Below are 20,819 nucleotides of genomic sequence, written 5' to 3'. Positions count from 1 at the left end.
CGGGCGGTTCACTGCACCTGGAACACCCGCATCGCCGCCGGAAAGATCAGGAACACCAGGAACCCGGCGCACAGCAGCAGCTGCGCCACGAGCATCGACTGGGACTTCTCACCCGCGCTGCCCTCGATCTCGGCGAGTTCGCGGTGCCGCATGGTCTCGGCGCGGGAAGCGAGGGACTCACGGACCTTCGCTCCGTCGTCCGCGACCAGGGCAAGGGAGGCGGAGAGGTCCTTGAGCTCCTCGACGCCGATCTCCTCGCCGAGCTGGCCGAGCGCCTGCCACTGGCTGAGGCCGGTGATACGGGCGTCGGACAGGGCGTTGCGGATGCGCTGGTTGGCCCAGCCGTCCGACACCTCCGCCGCCGCCATCAGGGCCTCCGGCAGACCGCGTCCGCCGGCCAGGCTCATCGACACCAGGTCGAGGTACGCGCCGATCACGCGCCGCAGGTCACGCCGCTTGTCCGCGGCGTCCCGCCGTACCTCGAGGTCGGGCAGGAAGAAGAAGACCACCGCGAACAGCAGCGCCAGCCACACTGGGATGATCGGGCTCTTGCCGACACCCAGGGTGTAGACGATGGCGAACAGGAACGGGCCGAAGAACAGGCCCGCCACACCCAGCAGCACCTTCGTCGCCAGGAACTTCTCCCAGCTGCGCTCCAGCACCGCCAGGTCCGCGCGCAGCGAGCGCTGCTCCCAGCCCTGCTGCAGATAGAACTCGGAGACCCGCAGGCCGACTTCGGCCCGCAGCGCGCCGAGGCGCCCCTTCTCCCGTTCGCGGCGCGCCGATTCGTACGCCGAGCCGCGCGCCCGCATCGCGTCGATCCGCGCGACCTGCGAGATCGCGCTCCGCTTGCTGGGCATGAGGGCGCGGACCAGGGCGTAGATGCCCAGGCCGATGACGGCGCCGACGACGAGCGGCATCGTGAGGTTCATCGGCGTGCCCCCTCTTCCTGCGGCAGTTGCTGGGACTGCTGCGACTGCTGCGACGGCGTCCCGGGACGGACGAACTGGACGGCTGCCTCGTCCCGCACCAGGAAGCGCTCGGGCGTCTCGATGGTGGACAGCTTGCGCAGCCACCAGAAGCCGAGCGCGAACAGGCCGCAGACACAGGCCAGGACGAGCTGGCCGGCGGGAGTGCCGTACGGCTCCACGAATTCACGGTTGAAGATCGACAGGCCGAGGACGAAGGAGATCGAGACCGCTACGACGATCTGCACCGACCGCCGCGTGGACGACCGCTGCGCCATCACGCGCTGCCGCATGTCGACCTCCTCGCGGGCCGACTTGGCGAGGGCGCCGAGCACCTGGCGCAGACCGGGGCCGCGCAGGCGGGCGTTGAGGATCAGGGCCGCGACGATGATGTCGGCGGAGGCGTCGTCGATCTCGTCGGCGAGCTGCTGGAGCGCCTCGGGCAGCGGGGTGCGGGCGCGCAGGCGGTCGACGAGGGCGTCGAGGTGGGGGCGCAGGACCGGGGCGGCGGCGCGGGCGGAGGCCGGGATGGCCTGTTCGAGGCCCACCGCGCCGGCGATGGTGTCGCGCAGGGACTCCGTCCAGGAGGCCAGGGCCTCCACGCGGCGCATGGCGGCCCGTTCCTCGCCGGCGCCGCCGAACAGGCGGTCCCAGAAGAATACGAGGACACCGGCGGCGATGCCCGCGACCGCCCAGCGGGTGAGGAGCAGGACGACGAGGCCGACGATGGCCGCGAGCGAGCCGCGCTGTCCGGCGAAGCGGATGAGTTCGCTCGCCCGCTCGGCGGCCTTCTGCTTCTCGTGGTCGGGCTTGGCGGGCAGGCCGCGTACGGCGACGAGCAGGAGCGCGATGCCTCCGCCGACGGCGACGCCGCTGCCCATCGAGTACAGAACGGTGGTGGAGAACAGGCCGCCCATGGAGCCGAGCGAGCCGAGTGCGGCGAGTGTCGTGTGCATCCCCGTCACCCCCAGGTCCCGGTCGGCCGGTAGCCGTGTGCCATCAGTTCCTCCAGGCAGGCGATGGGGGCGTGCGGCACGACCCGGCCGTCGGGAGCCTCCGCGAACACCTCGCTGGACAGGACGCGTCCGTCCACGCCGTTGACCTCGCGGACGGAGGTGACCATGCGCTGGAGGCGGCCGCCGTTGCCGTAGTTGTTGCGCCGCTGGATGAAGACGACGAAGTTCACCGCGCCCGCGATCAGCATCTGGCTGGCCTCGATGGGCAGCCGTTCGGAGGCCTGCAACGCGTAGGTGGAGATACGGTTGAAGACCTCGTGCGAGCTGTTGGCGTGGATCGTGGACAGCGAGCCGTCGTTGCCCTGCGACATCGCGTTGAGCATCGTGACGATCTCGTCGCCGAGGACCTCACCGACGATGACGCGTGAGGGGTTCATACGCAGCGAGCGTCGCACCAGCTCCGCCATCGAGATCATGCCCTGACCCTCGGAGTTGGGCAGGCGTTCCTCGAAGGCGACGACGTTGGGGTGCAGGTCGGAGAAGGTGTCGAGGCCGAGCTCCAGGGCCCGCTCGACGGTGATGAGGCGCTCGTTCGGGGGGATCTCGTTGGCGAGGGCCCGAAGGAGCGTGGTCTTGCCGGCGTTGGTGGCGCCCGCGATCATGATGTTCTTGCGGGCGCGGACCGCGCAGGCCATGAAGTGGGCGACCTCGGGCGTCACCGTGCCGTTGCCGACGAGGTCGGAGATGAACACCTTGCCCATGCGCGCGCGGCGGATGGACAGGGCGGGGCGCCGGGTGACGTCCATGACGGCCGACAGACGCGAACCGTCGGGGAGCCGGAGGTCGAGCTGCGGGTTGGCCGAGTCGAAGGGGCGGGAGGACAGACCCGAGTACGCGCCCAGTACCTGGATGAGCTCGATGAGCTCCTCGTCGGTCTCGGCGACGGGGTCGCCCTTCACCTCGCGGCCGTCGGCGTATCCGACGAACACCTGGTCGTAGCCGTTGATGTCGATGTTCTCGACGTCGGGGTTGTCCAGCAGCGGCTGGAGCCGGCCGACGCCGAACAGCGCGGCGTGCACGGCGGCCGCGTACTGCTCCTCGGTCTCGGCGTCCAGCGGCGTACGGCCCGCGTTGATCTCGGCGCGGGCGTACTCCTCCAGTATCTGGGCTATGACGGCACGCGCGTAGTGCCGCTCGTCCTCCGTGGACATCGGAGTGACGTTGTTGACCTGGTCCTGTCGGCGCTGCTCGGCGATACGGTCGCCGGCGTCCTGGCGGAACCGCTTGACCAACTGGTGGTCGACAGCGGTCATGCGCCGGCCCCCGCGTGGCCCTGCATCTGGCCCGGGTGGTGGTGCTGGGCCTGGTGGGCCTGGTTCGCCTGGGCGGAGGCGGCCCAGGCGGCGCCGTACTGCTGGTAGATGTCGGCCGAGACCTTGCGGGCCGAGCGGATCAGCAGCGACTTGTCGAGCCGGCCGCGCCTGCGGCCCGCCAGCTGGTCGGCGCCGGCCGGGTCGTCGGCGATGGTGCCGACCACGCGGGCGCCGGTCTGGGCGTGCACGAGCATGTCGTTGACCTGCGAGGCGAGCTTGGCCGCCGTGCCCGTGTCGGCGATCAGGACGACGCCGATCATCGGGGTGCCGAGGCTCGCGGCGCCGCGCGATCCGCCGTGCAGCTTGCCGGCGAGGGCGGCGGCGCGGTCGCGGACCCGGGCGATGGCCTCCGGCTCGGTGCGCGAGATGAGCAGCACGAGCGAGGCGTGCGGGAACAGTTCGACGGCGGGGGTGTCCCCGCTGACGCGTCCGCAGTCGGCGATGACGTCGGCGGCGGCGTTCGGGGAGTCGGCGAGGGAGGCGAAGGCGTGCCCGAGGGTCGGCCACAGTCCCGCGAGTCCGGCCGCCTGCTCGGCGATACCGAGCCCGACGAGCACCTCGAGGCCGCCGCTCAACGGCTGGACGTGGTCCCAGAGCTGGTCCGGCACGAGTCCGCGGCGCGCGGTGGCGGCGATGGACAGCATGCCGGTGTTGGGATTGAGCGGTCCGCCGTGCGCGGCGGCACTGCGGTAGACGAGGTCACCGCCCGCCGGGTCCGCCTCGGCGAGCAGGACACGGCGCGGCCAGACCGCCGAGAGAGCGACGGCCGCGGTGGTGACGCCGGGGGAACCCTTGTCGGCGGCGAGAGCGATGAGCGCCATGGAATGGGTGCCGCCTTCTAGTTGCCGGGGACGTGCACGATGGCGACCTGGTTCGCGGCCGCCGCGGAGGCGAGCGCGGCCGCGTCGGCCTCGTCGACGAGGACGGTGAGCGAGAGGTTGCCGGTGCTCACGGTCGCGTCGTCGTCCTCGGCCACGTTGTTCACGCGCGCGTCGTCGACGATGGCACCACCGGAGGACGAAGTGCCGCCCGAACCGGTGCTGTCGCCGGTGCTGTTCGAGGGGGAGCCGCTGGTGCTGACGCGGTAGGCGGCGACGACGTCGCCGGCCTTGATGTCGGCGGGGTACTGGCCCTCCTTGAGGGCGAGCCCGACGGAGGCCTTGCCGGCGGGGAGGCTGGCCTTCTTGGCGAACATCTCACCGACCGCGAGGGTCCCCGGGTAGATCGTGGACTTGGCCTTGTAGCCCTGGATGGTCTTCAGCTGCGACCACTCGACGTAGTGGATGCTCTCGTCCTTGGCGACCATCACGGAGGTCACGTCGGCGTCCTCGAGGGACTCTCCGGCCTGGACCTCGTTCTTCACCTTGACGACCTCGATCCGGTCACCGGCCTGCAGCACGAGCATCGTCGCGCCCAGCGCACCCACCAGGATGAGCAGCACCGCGAGCGCGGCGAGGGCCGGTTTGCGCTCGCGAGGCGGTGCGGGAAGGCGGTCGCCGACCGACGGCTGAGCCGGAGAGGCGGAACGTCCCGCGCCCGCCCCCGTACGCTCTTGGATCTTCACGCAACCGCTCCCCGTACACCCAAGATGATGTCTGTCAATTTGCCTTCAAAATTGGACACTTCACCCGCGCCTGCTCCGCACGGAATCCACGGAACGGGCCGGACGCACCCGCCCTACCTGGGCGAATAGCCAGCGCTGGGGGTGAGTGTCAAGCCATCGCACCGTATCAGCCGCACATAAGCCCCTCAAGGCGCGTCCTACGTCCTGAACCTCACTGCGCGCACCGTTACCCATCTGCAACTTCCGGCCAGGACAAACCCGTTGATGGCGGCACACGGACGGGCCGTTCGCTGTGCGGCAGCGAATCCACCACGGGCCGACGGGCGCACGGCCACCGGCGCTTTCGTCACGCCACGGACATGAGGCCCACACGATTCACTCACGTGGGACCGCAACCGCCGTGCCATGATCGTCGGCCTGTCCCCCCAACGAGGAGCCTCCATGAAGCGAGCCGTGCTCGCCGCGTCCACCCTGTCCCTGCTCTCCCTCGCCACGCTCACGGCGTGCGGCGGGAACGCCGACTCGGATGCGGCAACCGGTGAGCCCGAGCCCACCGCGTCCCGGGCGAAGCAGGTGACTCCGGCCGAGCGGCTGGCGAAGCTCATGATCACGTCGGCGGACGTGCCCGGCCTGGAGGTGAAGCCCCCGTCCAAGCAGGACGACAAGTACGTCTTCGCCAAGTCCCCCGAGGACGTCAAGACCGACAAGCCGGTCTGTGCGCCACTGGCCCTCGCGATGAACCAGCTGGCCCTCGGCGAGCCGCGGGCCGACCTGACCCATCATGTTCCGCAGAACAGTGAGTTCACGTACATCTCGCTCATGTCCTACGACTCCCCGGACAAGGCCGAGTCGGCGTTCGCCGGGCTGTCCAAGGGCGTCGACGCGTGTGGCGACGGCTTCACGGCGAAGGCGAAGGGGAGCATCACATACGGTTCCGTCACCGCCGAGAAGCCGGTCGCACAGGGCGGGGACGAGTCGCTCGCGTTCCAGGCCACGACGCCCTTCCGCGGTGTCACCCACACCCTGCACGCCCAGGCGGTCCGCAGCGGCGACGTCGTCGCCGTCTACTTCGCCGTCAACGGCTCGGCCATGGTCCAGAACAGGCCCGGCAACGCGAAGCTCCCGGCAGCGCTGGTGAAGGCCCAGAACGCGAAACTGGGCTGAGCCGCCGGCTTCCGCTCCCACGCCCCCGGGCCCGAGCCGCAGCCCGGCGACCTGTAGCACTCGCGAATCCCCGAGTAGAGTGCCGCCCGGGCAGCGATCGGAACACGGGGGGCACACCGGTGAGAGCAGTCACGACAAACAGGGCATACGCAGTGCGTCTACCGGAGTTGAGCAGTGACCGGCTGCGAGTACTCCGGCTGCTGCTCGCCCTCTGTGCCGTAGCGGGTGTCTTCGCAACCGCCACCCCGGCCCGGGCGGCGGAGGCCGCGCCCGTCACCCAGGCCGCCTATCTCGCCGAGCGTCTGCGCGAGAACCCGGTCCACGTCACCGACCAGCTCCCCCGCGAGGTCCCGCGGTCCACCGCCCCCGCCTTCGCCGGGATCGCGAAGAAGACCGGCGTGCCGACCTACGTCCTGGTCCTGCCCATGCAGGTCGGCACGGACGGCGAGCAGTTGCTCGGCGCGGTGCACGACCGGCTCGGGCGCGACGGACTGTACGTCCTGTTCGAGGGGGCGGACCTCGCGGCGGCCACGGCCTACGGCGTCCGCGTCCCCGCCGACGCGGCCATCACTGTCACGCGGTACGAACTCCCTTACGACGCGGGCCCGTTGCGCAGCTTCGAGCGGTTCGCCGAGGTCATCGCCCTGGGCAGCGACAAGGCCGGCGCCCGTGCCGAGGCGGCTCGCGAGAAGTACCAGGACGACGAGCCCGCCGACATGTACATCGGTCCCTCCGACCGCAACAACCAGTCGTTCCTCACGGGCATCCTGCTGACCGGCGTACCGCTGATGATCGTACTGACGGCCTGGTACGCGCGGCGCCACCGCCGGCGTTCCGGAGCCGAGCGGCGCGTCCCCCGGTGGGTCGTGCCCGGCGCGGCCGCCCTCACCGCCGCGACGATCGCCCTCGCCGCCCCCGTCGTCTTCGACCAGACCAGGTCGAGCGCGGCGAAGCCACCCACCCCCGCCGAACTGTCCGCCCGTGTCGAACGCGTCGCGGCGGGCCTGAAGCAGGACGCCGTCTACGCCGACCCGGAGAGCCCGCGCGTACTCGACTCGCGCCAACTGGCCCGGCTGCACGAGCGGATCCGGGACTTTCGGCGTTCCGACGGCGGCGGCCCGGTGTACATCACCCTCGTGCCGCAGACACCCGCGAGCGAGTCGGCCGGAGACTCGTGGCTGTTCGCCGCCGCTGTGCACGCGGCGTCGCGCCAGGACGGTCTGTACGTCGTGGCCGACCCGGAGGACGGCACGATCGACGTCTACAACTACGGCGTGCGCCTCACCGAGAGCCTGTCCTACGACCTGCCGGACGCGGTCACGCTCGGCGACAGCAGGGCGGACGAGGCCGACGACCATCTCCTCGGCGAGCGCCTCGACACGCTCATGACCTTCCTCGACAAGGCCCCGCGCACGGACCGTCCGGTATTCGAGTCCACGCCGGCCGCCGCCCCGAACGCCGAGGAGGAGTACGCCCTTCCGCCCCTGTTCGCCACCGACTTCTGGCCCGGCCTGTTCGTGGGCGCCTTCGCGGCACTCCTGCTGTCCGGTGTCGTGGCGGGCGGGATGTGGATCGTCGGCGGCCTGACCGGACGGCGCCGGACGGCACCCGAACCGGCGCACCTGCTGCCCGTCACGGCCCCCACCGAGCCGTCGGTCTCCTACCTCCGGCGCACCGCCCACACCGAACTCACCTCCCTGGTCGGCGCGTTCAGCGACCCGGACGACCGCACCCGCGCCTGGGACCACCTCGACGCGGCGATGCTCCTGGTCGACGGCGACCCCGACCGCGCCCGGAGATCCGGGACCGACCCCGCGACCCTGGTCGCCGTCATCGTGCTCGCCCGGGCGGGCCGTGCCGCGCTCACCGGCGACGAGACCGACCTGTGCTGTGGCGTCAACCCCCTGCACGGCCCCGGCGTGCGCCTCTCCCACGTGCGGGTCTCCGCCGAGGGCACCAGCCGGCGGCTGCTTCCCGTCTGCGCGCTGTGCCGCGACGCGGCCATCGCCGATCCGCTCGGGATGCCGGACCGGCTGATGAGGCTGCCCGCCCCTTCGGGCAGCGGCCGCCTGCCCTACTACGACGCGACCGACGGTCCGCTGACCGCCCTACCCAAGGGAATCGCCCGGCTGATCGACAAGGTGAGGGAGACCGCAGGTGTCCACTGACGTCAAGCGCCTGACCACCGTCCTCGCGGCCCTGCTGCTGACCGCGCTCACCACCACAGCGAGTCCCGCCCGGGCGGCGGACGGCGACGCCCCGAGCGCCGGGCAGCGCATCGCGAGCGCCCTGCGCAGCTCCCCCGTCTACGTCGACGAGGCGTACGCCGATGCCGTACCGCCGTCCCGGCAGCGGGAGCTGGCGCAGCAGATCCGCCGGACGGGCCTGCCGATCAAAGTGGTGCTCAGGCCCCTCGCCAAGGGCGACGCCTTCGACGGCGACTCAGGCGTCCTCGCCGCGACGGTCCGCGACCGGCTGCCGGACCAGCGCGAGCTCGTCCTCATCACCACGGACGGCGACTTCGCGGACTCCCTTGAGGGTTACGAGTGGCCCGCCGACACCCACCAGACGCGGGACGCCGTGGCCGCCGCCGGCTTCCTGGACGAGACACGGGACGCGGGACTCGCCGACCTGACCGGCAAGGCCGTGGAGCTGGTGGCGGAGGGGAAGGGCACGCAGCGGTACGAGGAAGCGACGAAGGACCTGGGCGGCTCGGCGTCGCCCTCCACCCCGTCCGACCCGGACGGCTCGGAGGCGTCCTCGGACGCGTCGTACTCGGTCGGCTCCGCCTGGTGGCTGCTCGTCGGCGTACCGGCCCTGGCCCTGGCGGCGGCCCTCGCGGCCCGCGGCGGCATCCGTTCCCGCAGGACGGCCCCGGCCGTTCCCCAGCTGGTGTTCGCCACGGCCCGCGCGGCCGACGAGGCGGAGCTGCGGCGCCGGGCGGAGGCGGAGGTCCTGGCGCTCGGCGAGGCCACCCGGGCCGCAGACCTCACCACGACACCAGGACTCCAGCACGCCCTCGACGCGTACGCCGCCGCCGGCACGGTCCTCGACGAGGCCCGGGGCCTGCCGGACCTGGCGGGCGTCCTGGCCCTGGCCCAAGAGGGCCAGGACTCCCTGACCGGCTCGGACACGGCCCTCCCCCGCTGCTTCTTCCACCCCCTGCACGGCCGCGCCGCCCTGCGCACCGGCTGGCGTCCGCTCGGCCGCCGGGAGCGGCTGGACGTGGCGGTGTGCCAGGAGTGCGCGGACGCCCTGCGGGACCGCCGCGCCCCGGAGGTGCTCACCGACACCGACGAGGACGGCCGTACCGTCCCCTACTTCGAGCTGCCGGCCGAGCGGAGCGTGTGGGCCGCGACCGGGTACGGCTCGCTGACGGCGGTGCTGGCCGGGATCAACTCCCGACGGGTCAGGGCCCGTTGACACCGGGCCGGTGGGAGGTCACCGTGCAGCCATGACTTCGGGCACGCGAGACACCGTTCTGCCTGTACCTCCCACCGACGCCGGCCTGGTCGAGCGCGTCCGCGAGCTCGCGCCCCTCGTCCGCGGGCACGCCCTGCGGACCGAGCGGGAGCGGCGGGTGACGCGGGAAGTCGTGGAGGCACTGACCGGGACCGGCATCCAGCGGATGAACGTGCCCCGGCGGTACGGCGGTTACCAGAGCAGCCTGCGGACCCAGGTCGACGCGCTGGCGGAGCTCTCCGCCGCTTGCGGTTCGGCCGGTTTCATGACGCTGATCCAGGCCGGATGCGCGTACGTCGCCGCGCTCTTCCCGGACGAGGCGCAGGACGAGATCTTCACCAGCCCCGACGTGCGCGTCGGCGGCAGCCTGGTCCCGAGCGCGACAGCGGTCCCGACGGGTGACGGCGGCTACGTCGTCAACGGGACCTCCCCCTTCGCCACCGGCTGCCGGGACGCCGACTGGCATCTGCTCACCGCCCGGGTCGAGGGACGGCCCGAGTCGGTGTGGACCGCCGTGCCCGTGTCCGAGCTGGAGATCCTCGACGACTGGCGGGTGTCGGGTCTCGCGGGCAGCGGCAGCAACAGTGTCGTGGCGCGCGATGTCGTCGTACCGGCCCATCGCGTGCTGCCGGTCGCCCCGCTGCTCGGCGGTGAGTTCGCGTCGAAGGCCAACGCCGACGACCCGTTCTACCGGGTGCCGGTGCTGCTGATGTTCTGCGCCTGGGCGACCCCGAACGCCCTCGGCCTCGCCCGCTCGGCGCTGGCGGAGTTCCGCGAGCGGATCCACCGGCGGGGCATCACGTACACCTTCTACGAGCGGCAGAACGAGGCGCCCGTCACACATCTGCAGACGGCCGAGGCGGCGTTGAAGATCTCCTGCGCCGAGCATCTGACGGACGAGATCGTCACGCTGCTCGATACGCGGGCGGCGAGCGGCGGTCCGTCCACTCCGTACACGACCGAGGAACGGGCCGGGGTCCGGGCGCGCAGCGGCTATGTGGCCAGGCTCTGTCTGGAGGCAGCCGACCTGCTGGGCTCGGCCTCGGGCGCCTCCTCCCTCCACGAGGAGGTGCCGATCCAGCGCGCCGTGCGCGATCTGCGGGCGCTGAACCTGCACGCCTTCGTCCATCCGGCGACCAACCTGGAGCTGTACGGCAGGGTGCTGGCGGGGCTGGAGCCGGGGACGCCGTTCATCTAGCCCCCTGCCTGCCTCATGTACCGGGCGGCCGGTCCTCCCGTATCGCCGCGAACAGGGCGCGGGCCCGCCGGTCGTCCCACTTCACCGCGCTGCCCTTGGAGGTCCGCAGGTCGGGATCGGCCACGGGCACGTTGAGCTGTCTGCCGCCACCGGCCGCGGCCTTCTTCAGGGCCTCGAACAGTTTCATGAGGTCGGGCAGCTCCGTACCCTCGTCCACGATGAGCGTGTCGAGGCCGGCGCTCAGGGTCGGGAAGGACTTGGACGGGTCGGCGAGGGTGGACGGGGTGGCCGCCTTGTCGGCCAGCGCGGCGAGGAACTTCTGCTGGTTGCGGGTGCGCCCCAGGTCGCCCTGGGCCTCCTGCTTGCGCTGCCGTACGAAGGCCAGGGCCTCGGAGCCGTCGAGGGTCTGGCAGCCCGCGGGCAGATCGGCTCCGGAGTCCTTGTCCCGTACGGCCTTGTCCAGGCACATGTCCACGCCGCCGACCGCGTCCACCACCCCCACGAAGCCGGCGAAGCCGATCTCCGCGTAGTGGTCGATGTGCACGCCGGTGTTGCGTTCCACGGTCTGCACGAGCAGGTCCGGGCCGCCCAGCGAGAACGCCGCGTTCAGTTTGTTCGGCGTGGCCCGGTAGCTCCTGCCGGTGTCGGGATCGACGTAGGGCGGGAGGGTCACCCAGGAGTCACGCGGCAGGCTGAGCATCGTGGCGCCGTTCGCCCCGGTGTGCAGCAGGATGACCGAGTCGGTACGGCGGCCGCCGGTCGAGCCGGTGTTGAGGTCCTTCTTGTCCTTCTCCGACAGGCCGTCACGACTGTCGGAGCCCACGACCAGGTAGTTGGTGCCCTCGCCGGGCGGCACCCGGGCGCTGAGCGCGCCGAGGTCGACGTCCTGGTTGAGCCGGGTGTCGGCCCAGACGTACGTACCGGCGCCGGCGAGCGTCAGGACGGCCGACAGGACGGCGGCCGTACGCACGAACCGGCGGCTGCGTCCGGCCCGGCGGCGGGGGTTCCTGCTGCCGGGGCTTCTGCTGCCGGGGTTCCTGCTGCCGGGGTTTTTGTTGCTGCCTCTTCGGCCTCCCTCGCTCCTTCGGCCACGCTCCTCGACGCTGCTGTCGTAGCGTCCGGGCGCGGCCTGCGAGGACATGCCGGGCAGGGGGGCGGTACGGGTCGAGGGCGGGGGTACCAGCGGGGACGCGGACGGGACCCTTCTCGGGTCCCGCCCCGCCCGGTGGTCTCCCGGATGGTCGGTCCAGTCGCTCATCGGCCCCTCGAAGGTGCTGTGGGTGTCAGCGCATCGGCACGCTCTTATACGGAACGGGGCCACCGATCTGTTCAGCGGCCGTGCCCGAGCGCTGCATCCGCTGCCACCTGAGCCGGCTGCCGACCAGCAGCGCGACCAGTGACTGGATCACGACGAGATACATCAACTGCCGGTAGACGACGATCTGGAACGGCATCGACCACAGGGCGCGTACCGGCTCGCCGTCGAGTCTGAGCGCGTAGCCCGAGCAGACGATCTGCACGCCGAAGAAGGCGAACCACACTCCGGCCGATTCCACCGGGTCGCGGAACAGCACGCCGTACAGGGCATAGACGTCGATGACGGGCGCGAGCAGCGGCAGGGCGACCTGGAAGAGCGCGAGGTAGGTCAGCCCGCGCCGCCCGAACCGCCCGGCGGGCCCGGTGCCGAAGAGCGCACCGCGGTGCTTCCACATGGCCTGGAGCGTGCCGTAGCACCACCGGTACCGCTGCCGCCACAACTGCCTGACGCTGGTGGGCACTTCGGTCCAGGCGACGGCGGACTCCTCGTACAGCACCCGCCAGCCGGCCCGCCACAGGGCCATCGTCAGGTCGGTGTCCTCGGCGAGGGTGTCTTCGCTGACCCCGCCGACGCCGATCACGGCGTCCCGGCGGAAGGCCCCGATGGCGCCCGGGACGGTCGGCATGCACTCCAGCACCTCGAACATGCGCCGGTCGAGGTTGAAGCCGAAGACGTACTCGAGGTGCTGCCATCTGCCCAGCAGGGTGCGCCGGTTGCCGACCTTGGTGTTGCCGCTGACGGCGCCCACGGCGGGATGCGCGAGCGGCTGGACGATCCGCTCGATGGCGTCGGGCTCGAAGACGGTGTCGGCGTCGACCATCACGACGATGTCGTACCGGGCGTGCGCGAGCCCGGTGTTGAGGGCGGCGGCTTTTCCGGAGTTGGGCTGCCGTACGACTTCTACACGGGGGTCACCCATGTTCTCGGCGATGTCGGCGGTCCGGTCGGTCGACCCGTCATCGATGACGATGACCTGGAGCTCCTGATGACTGGAGTCGAGCAGCGACCGCAGGGTCGACCCGATCCCGGCCTCCTCGTTGTACGCCGGGACGAGCACGGTCACCGGCCCGGACGTGTCGCGCATCCAGGGCGCCCCGGTCCGGAACCGCTCCAGCCGGCGCACATGCGCCCGCGCGAACAGGGCCAGCAGCAACAGCCGCAGCACGCCGAGTCCACCGGCGACACCGAGGATCCAGATCATGGCGGTGGAGAAGACCTGCCCGATCCGCGTGATCCAGATCAGCGCCTCCCCCGACCACCGCTCGACGAAGGAGGCGGACTTGTACGGCACGAGCCGCAGCCCGTCGGACACGGTGGTGAACCGGTCGACGCCGGGGTTCTTCAGCAGCCTGCGCGCCTCCGCGTAGGCACTCTCCGTCTGGCTCAACTGCCGGACGATCCCCTGCGCGGGCTTCCTCGCGCCTTTGTCGGCGGCGACGAGCACGTACCCGTACCCGGTGGCCTTGCGCGCCGCCTGCCACTCCCTCCCGCACAGGGTGTCGGGGGTCGTCGTCCGCGGCATCCGCAGCAGATTGGTCCGCTGCCCGGTGGTCCCGGCCAGAGCGCTCTGGGTCAGTTCGAGCTCGGCCTCGAAACGGGGCGCGGACGACTCCCCCAGCACGGCCCCGGTGTACGTGTTGGACCCGATCTCATGCCCCTCGGACCGGATCCGCCGTACGAGATCCGGATGCCGGGCGGCCTGCGCGCCGTGCACGAAGAAGGTGGCACGCGCGTTGTTCCTGCGGAGCAGGTCAAGCAGCCGCGGGGTCCACACGGGGTCCGGCCCCCCGTCGAAGGTGAGCGCGACGGTCCGGGCGGGCATCGCCCCGGTCCGTATCCCGTCCCGGTTGATCCCGATCACGGGCCCGCCCTTCGCGACGGCCTCCGGCACGGGCGAGGCACAGGGCGTCCGCGTCTTGGCGGCGTCGACCTCGTGCTGGGTCCAGCCCTCGAAGATCAGAAAGGCGAAGACGAGGGGGAGGGTGAGGGCGAGAAGCAGCCAGTGGGCCCGGGGGTCGCGGGACTGTTTGTGGCGGGCGCGGGGTTTGGAACTGGCCTTGGCCTTGGCGCGGCTCAGGTTGCGTCACCGCCCCCGGGCGCGGACCACACCCCGCCTCCCGCGAGCCGTCTTCTCCCGCACCTCGCGCCGGGGAGCCTTCCGCACGAAAGGGGCGCCGACTTCGCTTGCACGCTGCGGGAGTTACGCATGGGGCGCGAGTGTAGTTTCGGAGCGGTTGGCGTATGGGCGGAACGGCGAGCTTCACAGGAGATGGCCAGGGATGAACTCGGCGACGGGCACGGACAGACCCCGTGGGACGCGGCGAGCCAAGATCGCCCGGATCACGGCAGGCACGACAGCGGCGGTCGCCTCCCTGATCCTGGCACTGCTGCTGCCCACACCGCCGGACCTCCTCGATGCGATCCGGACCGAGAACCGCGCCTCCGACGCTTTCATCTTCGCCTGGGCCCTGATCGCAATCCCCGTGGCAGGCCTGCTCCACACTCCCCTGGCACTGGCCCGACGCGCCCGGATCGGCACGGGCTGGGCACTGATCACCGGTTACTGGCTGTACGTCGTGCTGATGGCCGCGCTGGCGTGGCGGGTGCAGGGCTTCTTCCCGACTTCGGACGCCCCGGGCAAGAACGGCGGCCTGTTCGGCGCGGCGATTCTGATGGTGATCGGCGTGCCGCTGTTCATCGTCGGCTCGGGAGGGGTGTTCCGCGAGACACGGGGCGACGGCGAGGGAACCCTTTCCACCCAGGTCCGAGACCAGCTCACAGCGGTCACCGTGCTCTGCTGCACCTTCATCGGCGTGGTGGCAGGCATGGCAAGCGGCTACGCCTTCAACTTCCCCCGCGACGGCTTCCCGGCGGTGTTTCTCCCGGGCGGCGCACTCTGGGGCCTTTTGGCGGGCGCCACCGTCGGCAACGTCCTCGGCGCACTACTGCCGCGCTCCGCGGACAGCCGGCGCACGATGACCGCCCACGCGGGGTCGTTCGCCCGTACATCCGCGGGCCTGTTGGCGTGCTGCCTGTGCCTGTCGCAGCTGGGCTGGTTCCTACCGGCGTGGGCGGTGGCGCTGATCGGCCTTCCGGCGCCGTTCGTGCTGTTCGTGCTGGCGGGTCGCTATGAGTGGCTGGGGCAGTGGGTGGAGTACCGGCAGATCGAAGTGCCGAAGGGCGCGCTGTACTGAGCGCGTGCGTTCACTCACACGGGGACGTACTTCCTGTCCCACCGGCTCTGACGCACACCTCCCCAGGTGCCCATCACGACGGCGAGGACGAAGAGGAAGGAGCAGGGCCACCCCGCGAACGGGGCTCTACAGCGGCACGACAGGCCCGAGCCAGGCGAGCCCCAGCGAGCCACCGGCACACACGAGCCCTCCCTGCGCCTGACCGCGAATTAGGCACCCGCACTAGCGAATCGTTCCTCGCAAGGTCATAGCACCGGACTCTGGACACCACGGCATCCGAGCCCTCACCTGCTCGGGCACGATCAGGACACAGCCAGCCCTCCGAGAGCCCCATACGCCCCGGATTACCCCTGTTCCCATAGAACTTCGCCCTGGTGAAACCGGAAACCCCACCGGTAACGTCAGGGCGATTACTGAACTTCTGTCTCTCACGGGGAGCCACTGTGAAGCGCCGCCCATTGCCCGTTGCTGCCGCACTGGCGGCAACGGCAGCACTGCTGTTGACGGCCTGCGGTAGCGGGGACGACAAGTCCAGCGACAACGACAAGATCGCCGGCGCCGACTCTGCAGAGTCCACATCACCGACTCCGCCCAGCGCATCCGACGCGAAGCGCCCGAGCGTGAAACTTCCCAAGGACGTCAAGGAAACGTTCGAGGGCTGGACCACCGGAGACGCCACGAAGGACGCAGTCCTGGCGGACGCGGGACGAGCGCAATCAGTCGTGACCTACGCAGTCACGCAGGGCGATCCGGAGTCCCCGGCCCTGAGCTTCTATCAGGTGGGCAGCGCCCTGGCAGGCAGCCAGGACTGGGTCAAGGGAATCGTGGACTCCGGATTGACCTACTACGGGACGGTCCGCTACTTCGCGCCCGATATCAGCGTGTTCGACAAGAAGTCCGCAGGCGTCTCGTACTGCGCAGACGAAAGCAAGGCCTTCAACAAGAACCGCAAGACCAACAAGGTTGACAAGACACCCGCCTCTGACAACTCCTTCGTGCGCTACAGCACACGTCTGGAGAAGAACAGCAACGGCGTCTGGCAGACGACGAAGCTTGAGTCGGAGCGGGGGAACAAGACGTGCCTGCGATGAGAGTTCAGCGTCGATGGATCGTAGCCACGACGACTGCCGGCGTTCTCGCCCTCGCACCGGCCACTGCGTTCGCATGGGGCACGCCGGGCAAGTCCAACGGCCAGAAGGCCACCCCTAGCGGCGGTCGGGACGGAACCAGCCTCGTCTCCAAGGTCACCTTCAGCGGTTCGAGTGCCGGCAAGTCGGGTGGCGGCGCCGGCAGCCTGCAGCCAGTGGGCAACTGGTCACCGCCCGCCTGTTGGTACGAGCCCCGAAGCGCTGAGGAATTCGCGAAGTACGTCGAGGGGCAGTACAACGAGACCATCAACACGCCCGGCCAGCACAGCTACGCCAAGGCCTCGGTCGGCATGTTCCGCAATACCTACAAGGACGGCAAGTACAAGAACTACAACCTCGACAAGAAAGACGAGGGAAATTGGTGGGTGGCCGTCCGCGACGAAGACCGCTGGATGGAGCCAGAGGCCCAGGCGTGCGACCGGAAGCCCTTCTGGGCCGAGACAGGCGACGCTCCGCCCGTAGAGAACGCGGTAACCCCTCAGGTCCTTGCTGAACTCGCCTACAACCGCATCGAGTTGCCGACCACCGAGGTATCCCTCGCGCCCGAGGCCGCCACCAAGGTCAATCTCCCCACATGGGCCTGGCTCGACAAGGCCAAGTTCAAGGAAGTTTCTGTCACAGCCCAGATCAATGCCGGAAGCCTGAACATACAGGCCACCACCACCGCCAAGCCTGTCTCCCTCAAACTGGAGCCCGGTACGCCCGACGCCGAGACCTACCCCGCATCCGGCGAGTGCACGATCAACGACGACGGATCAATCGGCGAGCCGTACGCCAAGGGCAAGGCCGACCTGACCCCGCCCTGCGGCGTCGGATACCTCCGCTCCTCCGGAAACGGCACGTTCAAGCTCCAAGCCACCATCACCTGGGAGATCACCTGGACCGGGACGGGCAGCCCCAACCCGACACAGCTCCCCAACGGCACCTTCGGCAACGACCAGGACGTGACCGTCCAGGAAATCCAGTCCGTCAACAGGTGAGAGGCCGAGAAGGAGGCAGAGAGCGTCGGAGGTGCGACTGACGCCGACGCGGCGGTGAAGATTCCCCTTCACGCCGCTCACTCCCCAACGTGCTCCCTGTCCCACCGACTCTGCCGCACACCACCCCACGTGCCCATCCCTACCGCGAGCACGAACAGGACGGCGAGGATCCCGGCCTCAGAGCCGGTCTCCTCGTCGGTGGTCGGCCTGGCAACACCCGCAGGGTCAAACCGGACCGGCAGCTTGGAGCCCGCCGTCACCCACTTCCAGCACCCCTCGTCTTCCGAGAGCGCGGGCGAGATGTCGCGCCCATCGGCTGTGCGCAGGTCGCAGTAGTCGGTCTTCCCGCTGTCGTCCTTGCGTACGACCACGGCACCGCTCCACGTGCCCCGCTCCGCCAGGGCAGCCTGGTCACCGGCCGCCCTGCCCAGCGGACCCGGTGCGGTCGTGTGACCTTTGTGAAGACCTCTTCACGACGGGGATCGCCCGCATCGACGAACCTTCACCAGCTGCACGTCTCAGGAATGACGCCGTCACTTATGCGCACCGCCAAATCCACCTGCAAGCACAGGAATCACCCCACTTCTCCGACGGGCTCTCCCCGAGGAACCGCAGAAGCCAGCAGATACCGTCAGCGCATCTGGCACACCGTTCTCGTTCCTCGGGGGGAGTTTGACATGAGCGCTGGGTGGCCCGGATTGGGACAGACCCTCATCACCCGTGCCCCTCTGGCTTTCAGAACGGGCGCGGCCGCACAGGTCAAGAGGATGCGTTGGTTTCGCGACGCAGAGCGCTACGGCGCCCAGGACGAACTCGACGGCCGGTCCGTAGGTACGCCTCTCCGCCGTATGACGTACCTCCGCACGTCCGGCGACCCCGCGCACGGCCTCAAGGCGCTGCTACGGAGACGCCGGCACACTGCCCGACGGGACGTTCAGGACCAGACAGCGCGTGGTCGCCCAGGGAAGCCAAGCCGTTAATCGTTGATCGCACGGCTTCAGTACAGAATGACCAGCCCGGCCGGAGAGTAAGCATGGCGAACGACTCAGATCTCAGGGTGAACGTCGACCTTCTTGTGGAGTCGGAGTCCCGGCTCCGAAAAATCAAGAAGGAGTTCAAGAACCTCGGCAACCATCGTGACGACATGCGCGAGCACTGGGGCAGCGGTGACGTCACAGGTGCCATGGACGAATTCGTGGACAACTGGGACGACTACCGTGAAAGCCTGCTCACACACATCGACACCGTAGGAAAACTGATCAAGGCTACTGTCGACGGGTTCACAGGGTTGGACGCCGAGCTCGCCAAGGAACTGCGCAAGAAGGAAAAGAAGAAGTGACGACGGCTCCCAAGGCCCGGCCCCGCGACTGGCATCCCCTCGCGGAGGCCGACCCCGTCCCTGGAGATCCGGACGAGATTCGCTCCGAAGTCAAGCGCATGAAGGGCGTGGCGAGCTCTCTGCGTGAGCAGGCCCGACTACTTCGTGGCATAGGCGACGACAACGAGCTCAAGGGCAAGTACGCGAACTCCCTGCGGGACGAGTCCGAAGGGCTGGAGAAGAAGCTTGGCGAGGTAGCGGGACGCTACGAGAACGTACACGGCTATCTGACCAGCTGGGCCGGCGAGCTGGAGGACTTCCAGATCCAGGCCGACAAGGTCCTCGCCAACGCGAAGAAGGCTCAGGAAGAGGCTGACGCCGACAAGAAGAAGGCCACCACGAACAAGCCGGGTCCGGGCGAGCCGAGCCCGTCACCGAGCGGCACGGAACACGACCCGCTCATCGAGTATCGGCTCCAGCTCAACCGCATCACCTCCGAGCGGGACGAGCGCGCCTCACACTATGCGGACAAGATCCGCGACGAACTCGACGACGCCATCGAGGACAGCTTCTGGGACGACACCAAGGGCTGGCTCCATGACAACGCCGACCTCCTCAAGACGATCGGTGACCTGGTCGGAGACCTGAGTGGCATCCTCGGCATGCTGGCCATCATCACGATGCCGTTCCCGCCCTTGGGAGCCATCTTCGCGACCGCTGCCGCAGTGACCAGCGGTATCGCCCTCATCAGCCATCTCCTGGCCAAGGCAGGCGGCGCCGACGTCAGTTGGTTCAGCATGGGGCTCGAGGCCCTAGGAGCCATTCCGGGTATCACCGCCTTCGCCAAGGGAGTCAAGGTCGCGGACGGCGCGGTGGCAGCGGCACGGGCGACTCAGCTAGGCAGCGGTTTCCGTGGCGTCACGACGATCGGCCGGAACATCGTCGGTATCGGCGACAACGTCGCGGGAGCCGCCAGCTTCACCGTCAAGGGCAAGACCATCGGTTTGTGGGGTCTCAAGCACGGTGGCCTGATCAAGGCCGAGGGACTCATGGGACGGATGACGCTGGTCGCCGAGCAGACCGTCCACAACGGGCAGTGGATCGGTACCCGTGGTCTCGACCTGGTCAGCCGCGGCCGCTGGGCCATCGACCCCATGAGCAACCTGGGACGCGGCATCGACGCCGGCCTCAAGATCGCTCCTAAGCTGGTGTCGATCCCCACCCATGTCGGAGAGCTCATCAATCCCGGCGACCGCTTCCAGGAATCGGTCGCCTCCTGACGAGGACGGAAAACCCTGTGGACTGGCACCCGAATTCCGGTGAGAAGACACTGGCGCGCCATCCGGTCTCGTTCGCGACCGGAACCGCCGCGTCCGTAGACGGACGGCGCTCTTTCCGCGACCGCCGACGTAACGACATCGAGGCCGATTTGGCCGACTGGCCCGAGGGACGCGGCTTTGCGGTTCGCGGCCTCCCCGGCAGGATCGGCGTATATGGGCGTACGGCCGCTTCCGGCGTCTTCGCCGTGGTCGGAGGCATCCTCTCCGACCTGCTCGGTGGAAGCACAATCAATCCCGAGCCAGGTCGTGGGAAGGTGGAGGAGCGTGAGAACGAAGTAGACGACTTCCCCGTGATGTGGGCCGATGCCGGTGACACCGCCCGCACTCTGCCCTGGCAGCTCGACCCTTCCCGGCGCCCGCAGGGTCACGTCACCGAGCTCGTGCTTACCTCACAGCGCCTTCTTGTCATCGGGTCCGGCACGGCATTGTGGGAAACCCCTCGGGAGAACGTCACCGAAGCGGCGATCAAGCAGTTCAGCATCGGCCGCAAGGACTTCCGAATCACCTTCCGGGATGGTTCATGGACACGGCTGACGACCGGCGTTTCCTATCACAGCACCGAGCTGGTCGGATTGCTTACCGGCAGCTACCAACGACTGTCCGAGTCCGACCTCTCGAGTGAGCAGCACGAGCGGCTCTCCGGCTTTGCGTCGTCCTTGCCCACCGGTGCCACACCGCCCGTCATCACACGGTTGCCGAGCGGACTGGTACGAGTCGACTCCACACTTCCCGGCCGAGCAAAGGGCGTCGTCTCCGAGTCACGAGGTTTCGTCATGGACGAGGCCGGCCGGGACGCCACCCCAGCCCCCGGAGACATCGGACCCAGCAAGGCGTGA

At 69.7% G+C, this 20,819-nt stretch carries 18 protein-coding genes; 10 read left to right on the top strand and 8 right to left on the bottom strand.

The annotated features are described in order from the left end of the window. Positions 1-8: 8 nt before the first annotated feature. The 5 genes from AC07DF_RS00730 to AC07DF_RS00710 are packed head-to-tail and all read right to left on the bottom strand — an operon-like array spanning position 9 to position 4,861. A complete protein-coding gene (locus AC07DF_RS00730) occupies positions 9-932 on the bottom strand; it encodes a type II secretion system F family protein (protein WP_478965669.1) in 924 nt (307 codons plus the stop codon). Beyond that, complete coding sequence (locus AC07DF_RS00725) at positions 929-1,885, bottom strand: type II secretion system F family protein (RefSeq protein ID WP_478967526.1); 957 nt, start codon at positions 1,883-1,885, stop codon at positions 929-931. Before AC07DF_RS00725 ends, AC07DF_RS00730 begins: the two co-directional genes overlap by 4 nt. Before the next feature lie 44 nt (positions 1,886-1,929). Beyond that, entirely contained in the window at positions 1,930-3,237 is a 1,308-nt protein-coding gene (locus AC07DF_RS00720) for a CpaF family protein (RefSeq protein WP_478965667.1), read from the bottom strand. Continuing rightward, on the bottom strand, positions 3,234-4,118 hold the full coding sequence (locus tag AC07DF_RS00715; protein WP_382489149.1) for a hypothetical protein: 885 nt from the start codon (positions 4,116-4,118) through the stop codon (positions 3,234-3,236). The genes AC07DF_RS00720 and AC07DF_RS00715 overlap by 4 nt, the downstream gene beginning before the upstream one ends. Before the next feature lie 17 nt (positions 4,119-4,135). Beyond that, positions 4,136-4,861, bottom strand: coding sequence for a hypothetical protein (locus AC07DF_RS00710; RefSeq protein ID WP_478965665.1), 726 nt, complete (start codon positions 4,859-4,861; stop codon positions 4,136-4,138). Between the two features lie 441 nt (positions 4,862-5,302). Between AC07DF_RS00710 and AC07DF_RS00705 the strand changes: the two genes are divergently transcribed. From AC07DF_RS00705 to AC07DF_RS00690, 4 genes are all read left to right on the top strand, one after another. After that, positions 5,303-6,025, top strand: coding sequence for a hypothetical protein (locus AC07DF_RS00705; protein WP_478965663.1), 723 nt, complete (start codon positions 5,303-5,305; stop codon positions 6,023-6,025). Positions 6,026-6,192: 167 nt separating this feature from the next. After that, the gene (locus AC07DF_RS00700) at positions 6,193-8,193 is read left to right on the top strand and encodes a hypothetical protein (RefSeq protein WP_478965661.1); all 2,001 of its coding nucleotides are present in this window, start codon (positions 6,193-6,195) and stop codon (positions 8,191-8,193) included. Further along, positions 8,183-9,448 carry a PIN domain-containing protein gene (locus AC07DF_RS00695; RefSeq protein ID WP_478965659.1) on the top strand — a complete coding sequence of 422 codons (1,266 nt, stop codon included), beginning with the start codon at positions 8,183-8,185 and terminating at the stop codon, positions 9,446-9,448. The genes AC07DF_RS00700 and AC07DF_RS00695 overlap by 11 nt, the downstream gene beginning before the upstream one ends. 31 nt (positions 9,449-9,479) lie before the next feature. Then, positions 9,480-10,685 (top strand): acyl-CoA dehydrogenase family protein, encoded by a 1,206-nt coding sequence (locus AC07DF_RS00690; RefSeq protein ID WP_478965656.1) that lies wholly within the window; start codon positions 9,480-9,482, stop codon positions 10,683-10,685. A 13-nt stretch (positions 10,686-10,698) separates the two neighbouring features. On the opposite strand, the gene AC07DF_RS00685 is transcribed toward AC07DF_RS00690, so the two are convergent. Continuing rightward, positions 10,699-11,655, bottom strand: a complete 957-nt coding sequence (locus AC07DF_RS00685) for an LCP family protein (RefSeq protein ID WP_478965651.1) — start codon at positions 11,653-11,655, stop codon at positions 10,699-10,701. A gap of 313 nt (positions 11,656-11,968) precedes the next feature. Beyond that, a complete protein-coding gene (locus tag AC07DF_RS00680; RefSeq protein ID WP_478965649.1) occupies positions 11,969-13,894 on the bottom strand; it encodes a bifunctional polysaccharide deacetylase/glycosyltransferase family 2 protein in 1,926 nt (641 codons plus the stop codon). 388 nt (positions 13,895-14,282) lie between these two features. Between AC07DF_RS00680 and AC07DF_RS00675 the strand changes: the two genes are divergently transcribed. From AC07DF_RS00675 to AC07DF_RS00665, 3 genes are all read left to right on the top strand, one after another. Beyond that, on the top strand, positions 14,283-15,197 hold the full coding sequence (locus tag AC07DF_RS00675; protein WP_478965647.1) for a hypothetical protein: 915 nt from the start codon (positions 14,283-14,285) through the stop codon (positions 15,195-15,197). Between the two features lie 443 nt (positions 15,198-15,640). Next, the gene (locus tag AC07DF_RS00670) at positions 15,641-16,288 is read left to right on the top strand and encodes a hypothetical protein (protein ID WP_478965645.1); all 648 of its coding nucleotides are present in this window, start codon (positions 15,641-15,643) and stop codon (positions 16,286-16,288) included. Beyond that, the gene (locus tag AC07DF_RS00665) at positions 16,285-17,325 is read left to right on the top strand and encodes a hypothetical protein (protein WP_478965643.1); all 1,041 of its coding nucleotides are present in this window, start codon (positions 16,285-16,287) and stop codon (positions 17,323-17,325) included. Before AC07DF_RS00670 ends, AC07DF_RS00665 begins: the two co-directional genes overlap by 4 nt. A 77-nt stretch (positions 17,326-17,402) precedes the next feature. On the opposite strand, the gene AC07DF_RS00660 is transcribed toward AC07DF_RS00665, so the two are convergent. Beyond that, the gene (locus tag AC07DF_RS00660) at positions 17,403-17,696 is read right to left on the bottom strand and encodes a hypothetical protein (protein ID WP_478965641.1); all 294 of its coding nucleotides are present in this window, start codon (positions 17,694-17,696) and stop codon (positions 17,403-17,405) included. 662 nt (positions 17,697-18,358) lie between these two features. Here AC07DF_RS00660 and AC07DF_RS00655 point away from each other — a divergent pair. The 3 genes from AC07DF_RS00655 to AC07DF_RS00645 are packed head-to-tail and all read left to right on the top strand — an operon-like array spanning position 18,359 to position 20,819. Further along, positions 18,359-18,664: a hypothetical protein gene (locus AC07DF_RS00655; protein WP_471552276.1), complete on the top strand. Its 306-nt coding sequence runs from the start codon at positions 18,359-18,361 to the stop codon at positions 18,662-18,664. Continuing rightward, positions 18,661-19,923, top strand: coding sequence for a putative T7SS-secreted protein (locus AC07DF_RS00650; RefSeq protein WP_478965639.1), 1,263 nt, complete (start codon positions 18,661-18,663; stop codon positions 19,921-19,923). Before AC07DF_RS00655 ends, AC07DF_RS00650 begins: the two co-directional genes overlap by 4 nt. Positions 19,924-19,940: 17 nt before the next feature. After that, on the top strand, positions 19,941-20,819 hold the full coding sequence (locus tag AC07DF_RS00645; RefSeq protein ID WP_478965637.1) for a hypothetical protein: 879 nt from the start codon (positions 19,941-19,943) through the stop codon (positions 20,817-20,819).

It is taken from the genome of Streptomyces sp. NPDC044719 (genome assembly GCF_056433405.1).
The sequence above is the reverse complement of the archived record's forward strand: the minus strand, read 5'-3'. Positions and strand labels throughout refer to the sequence as shown.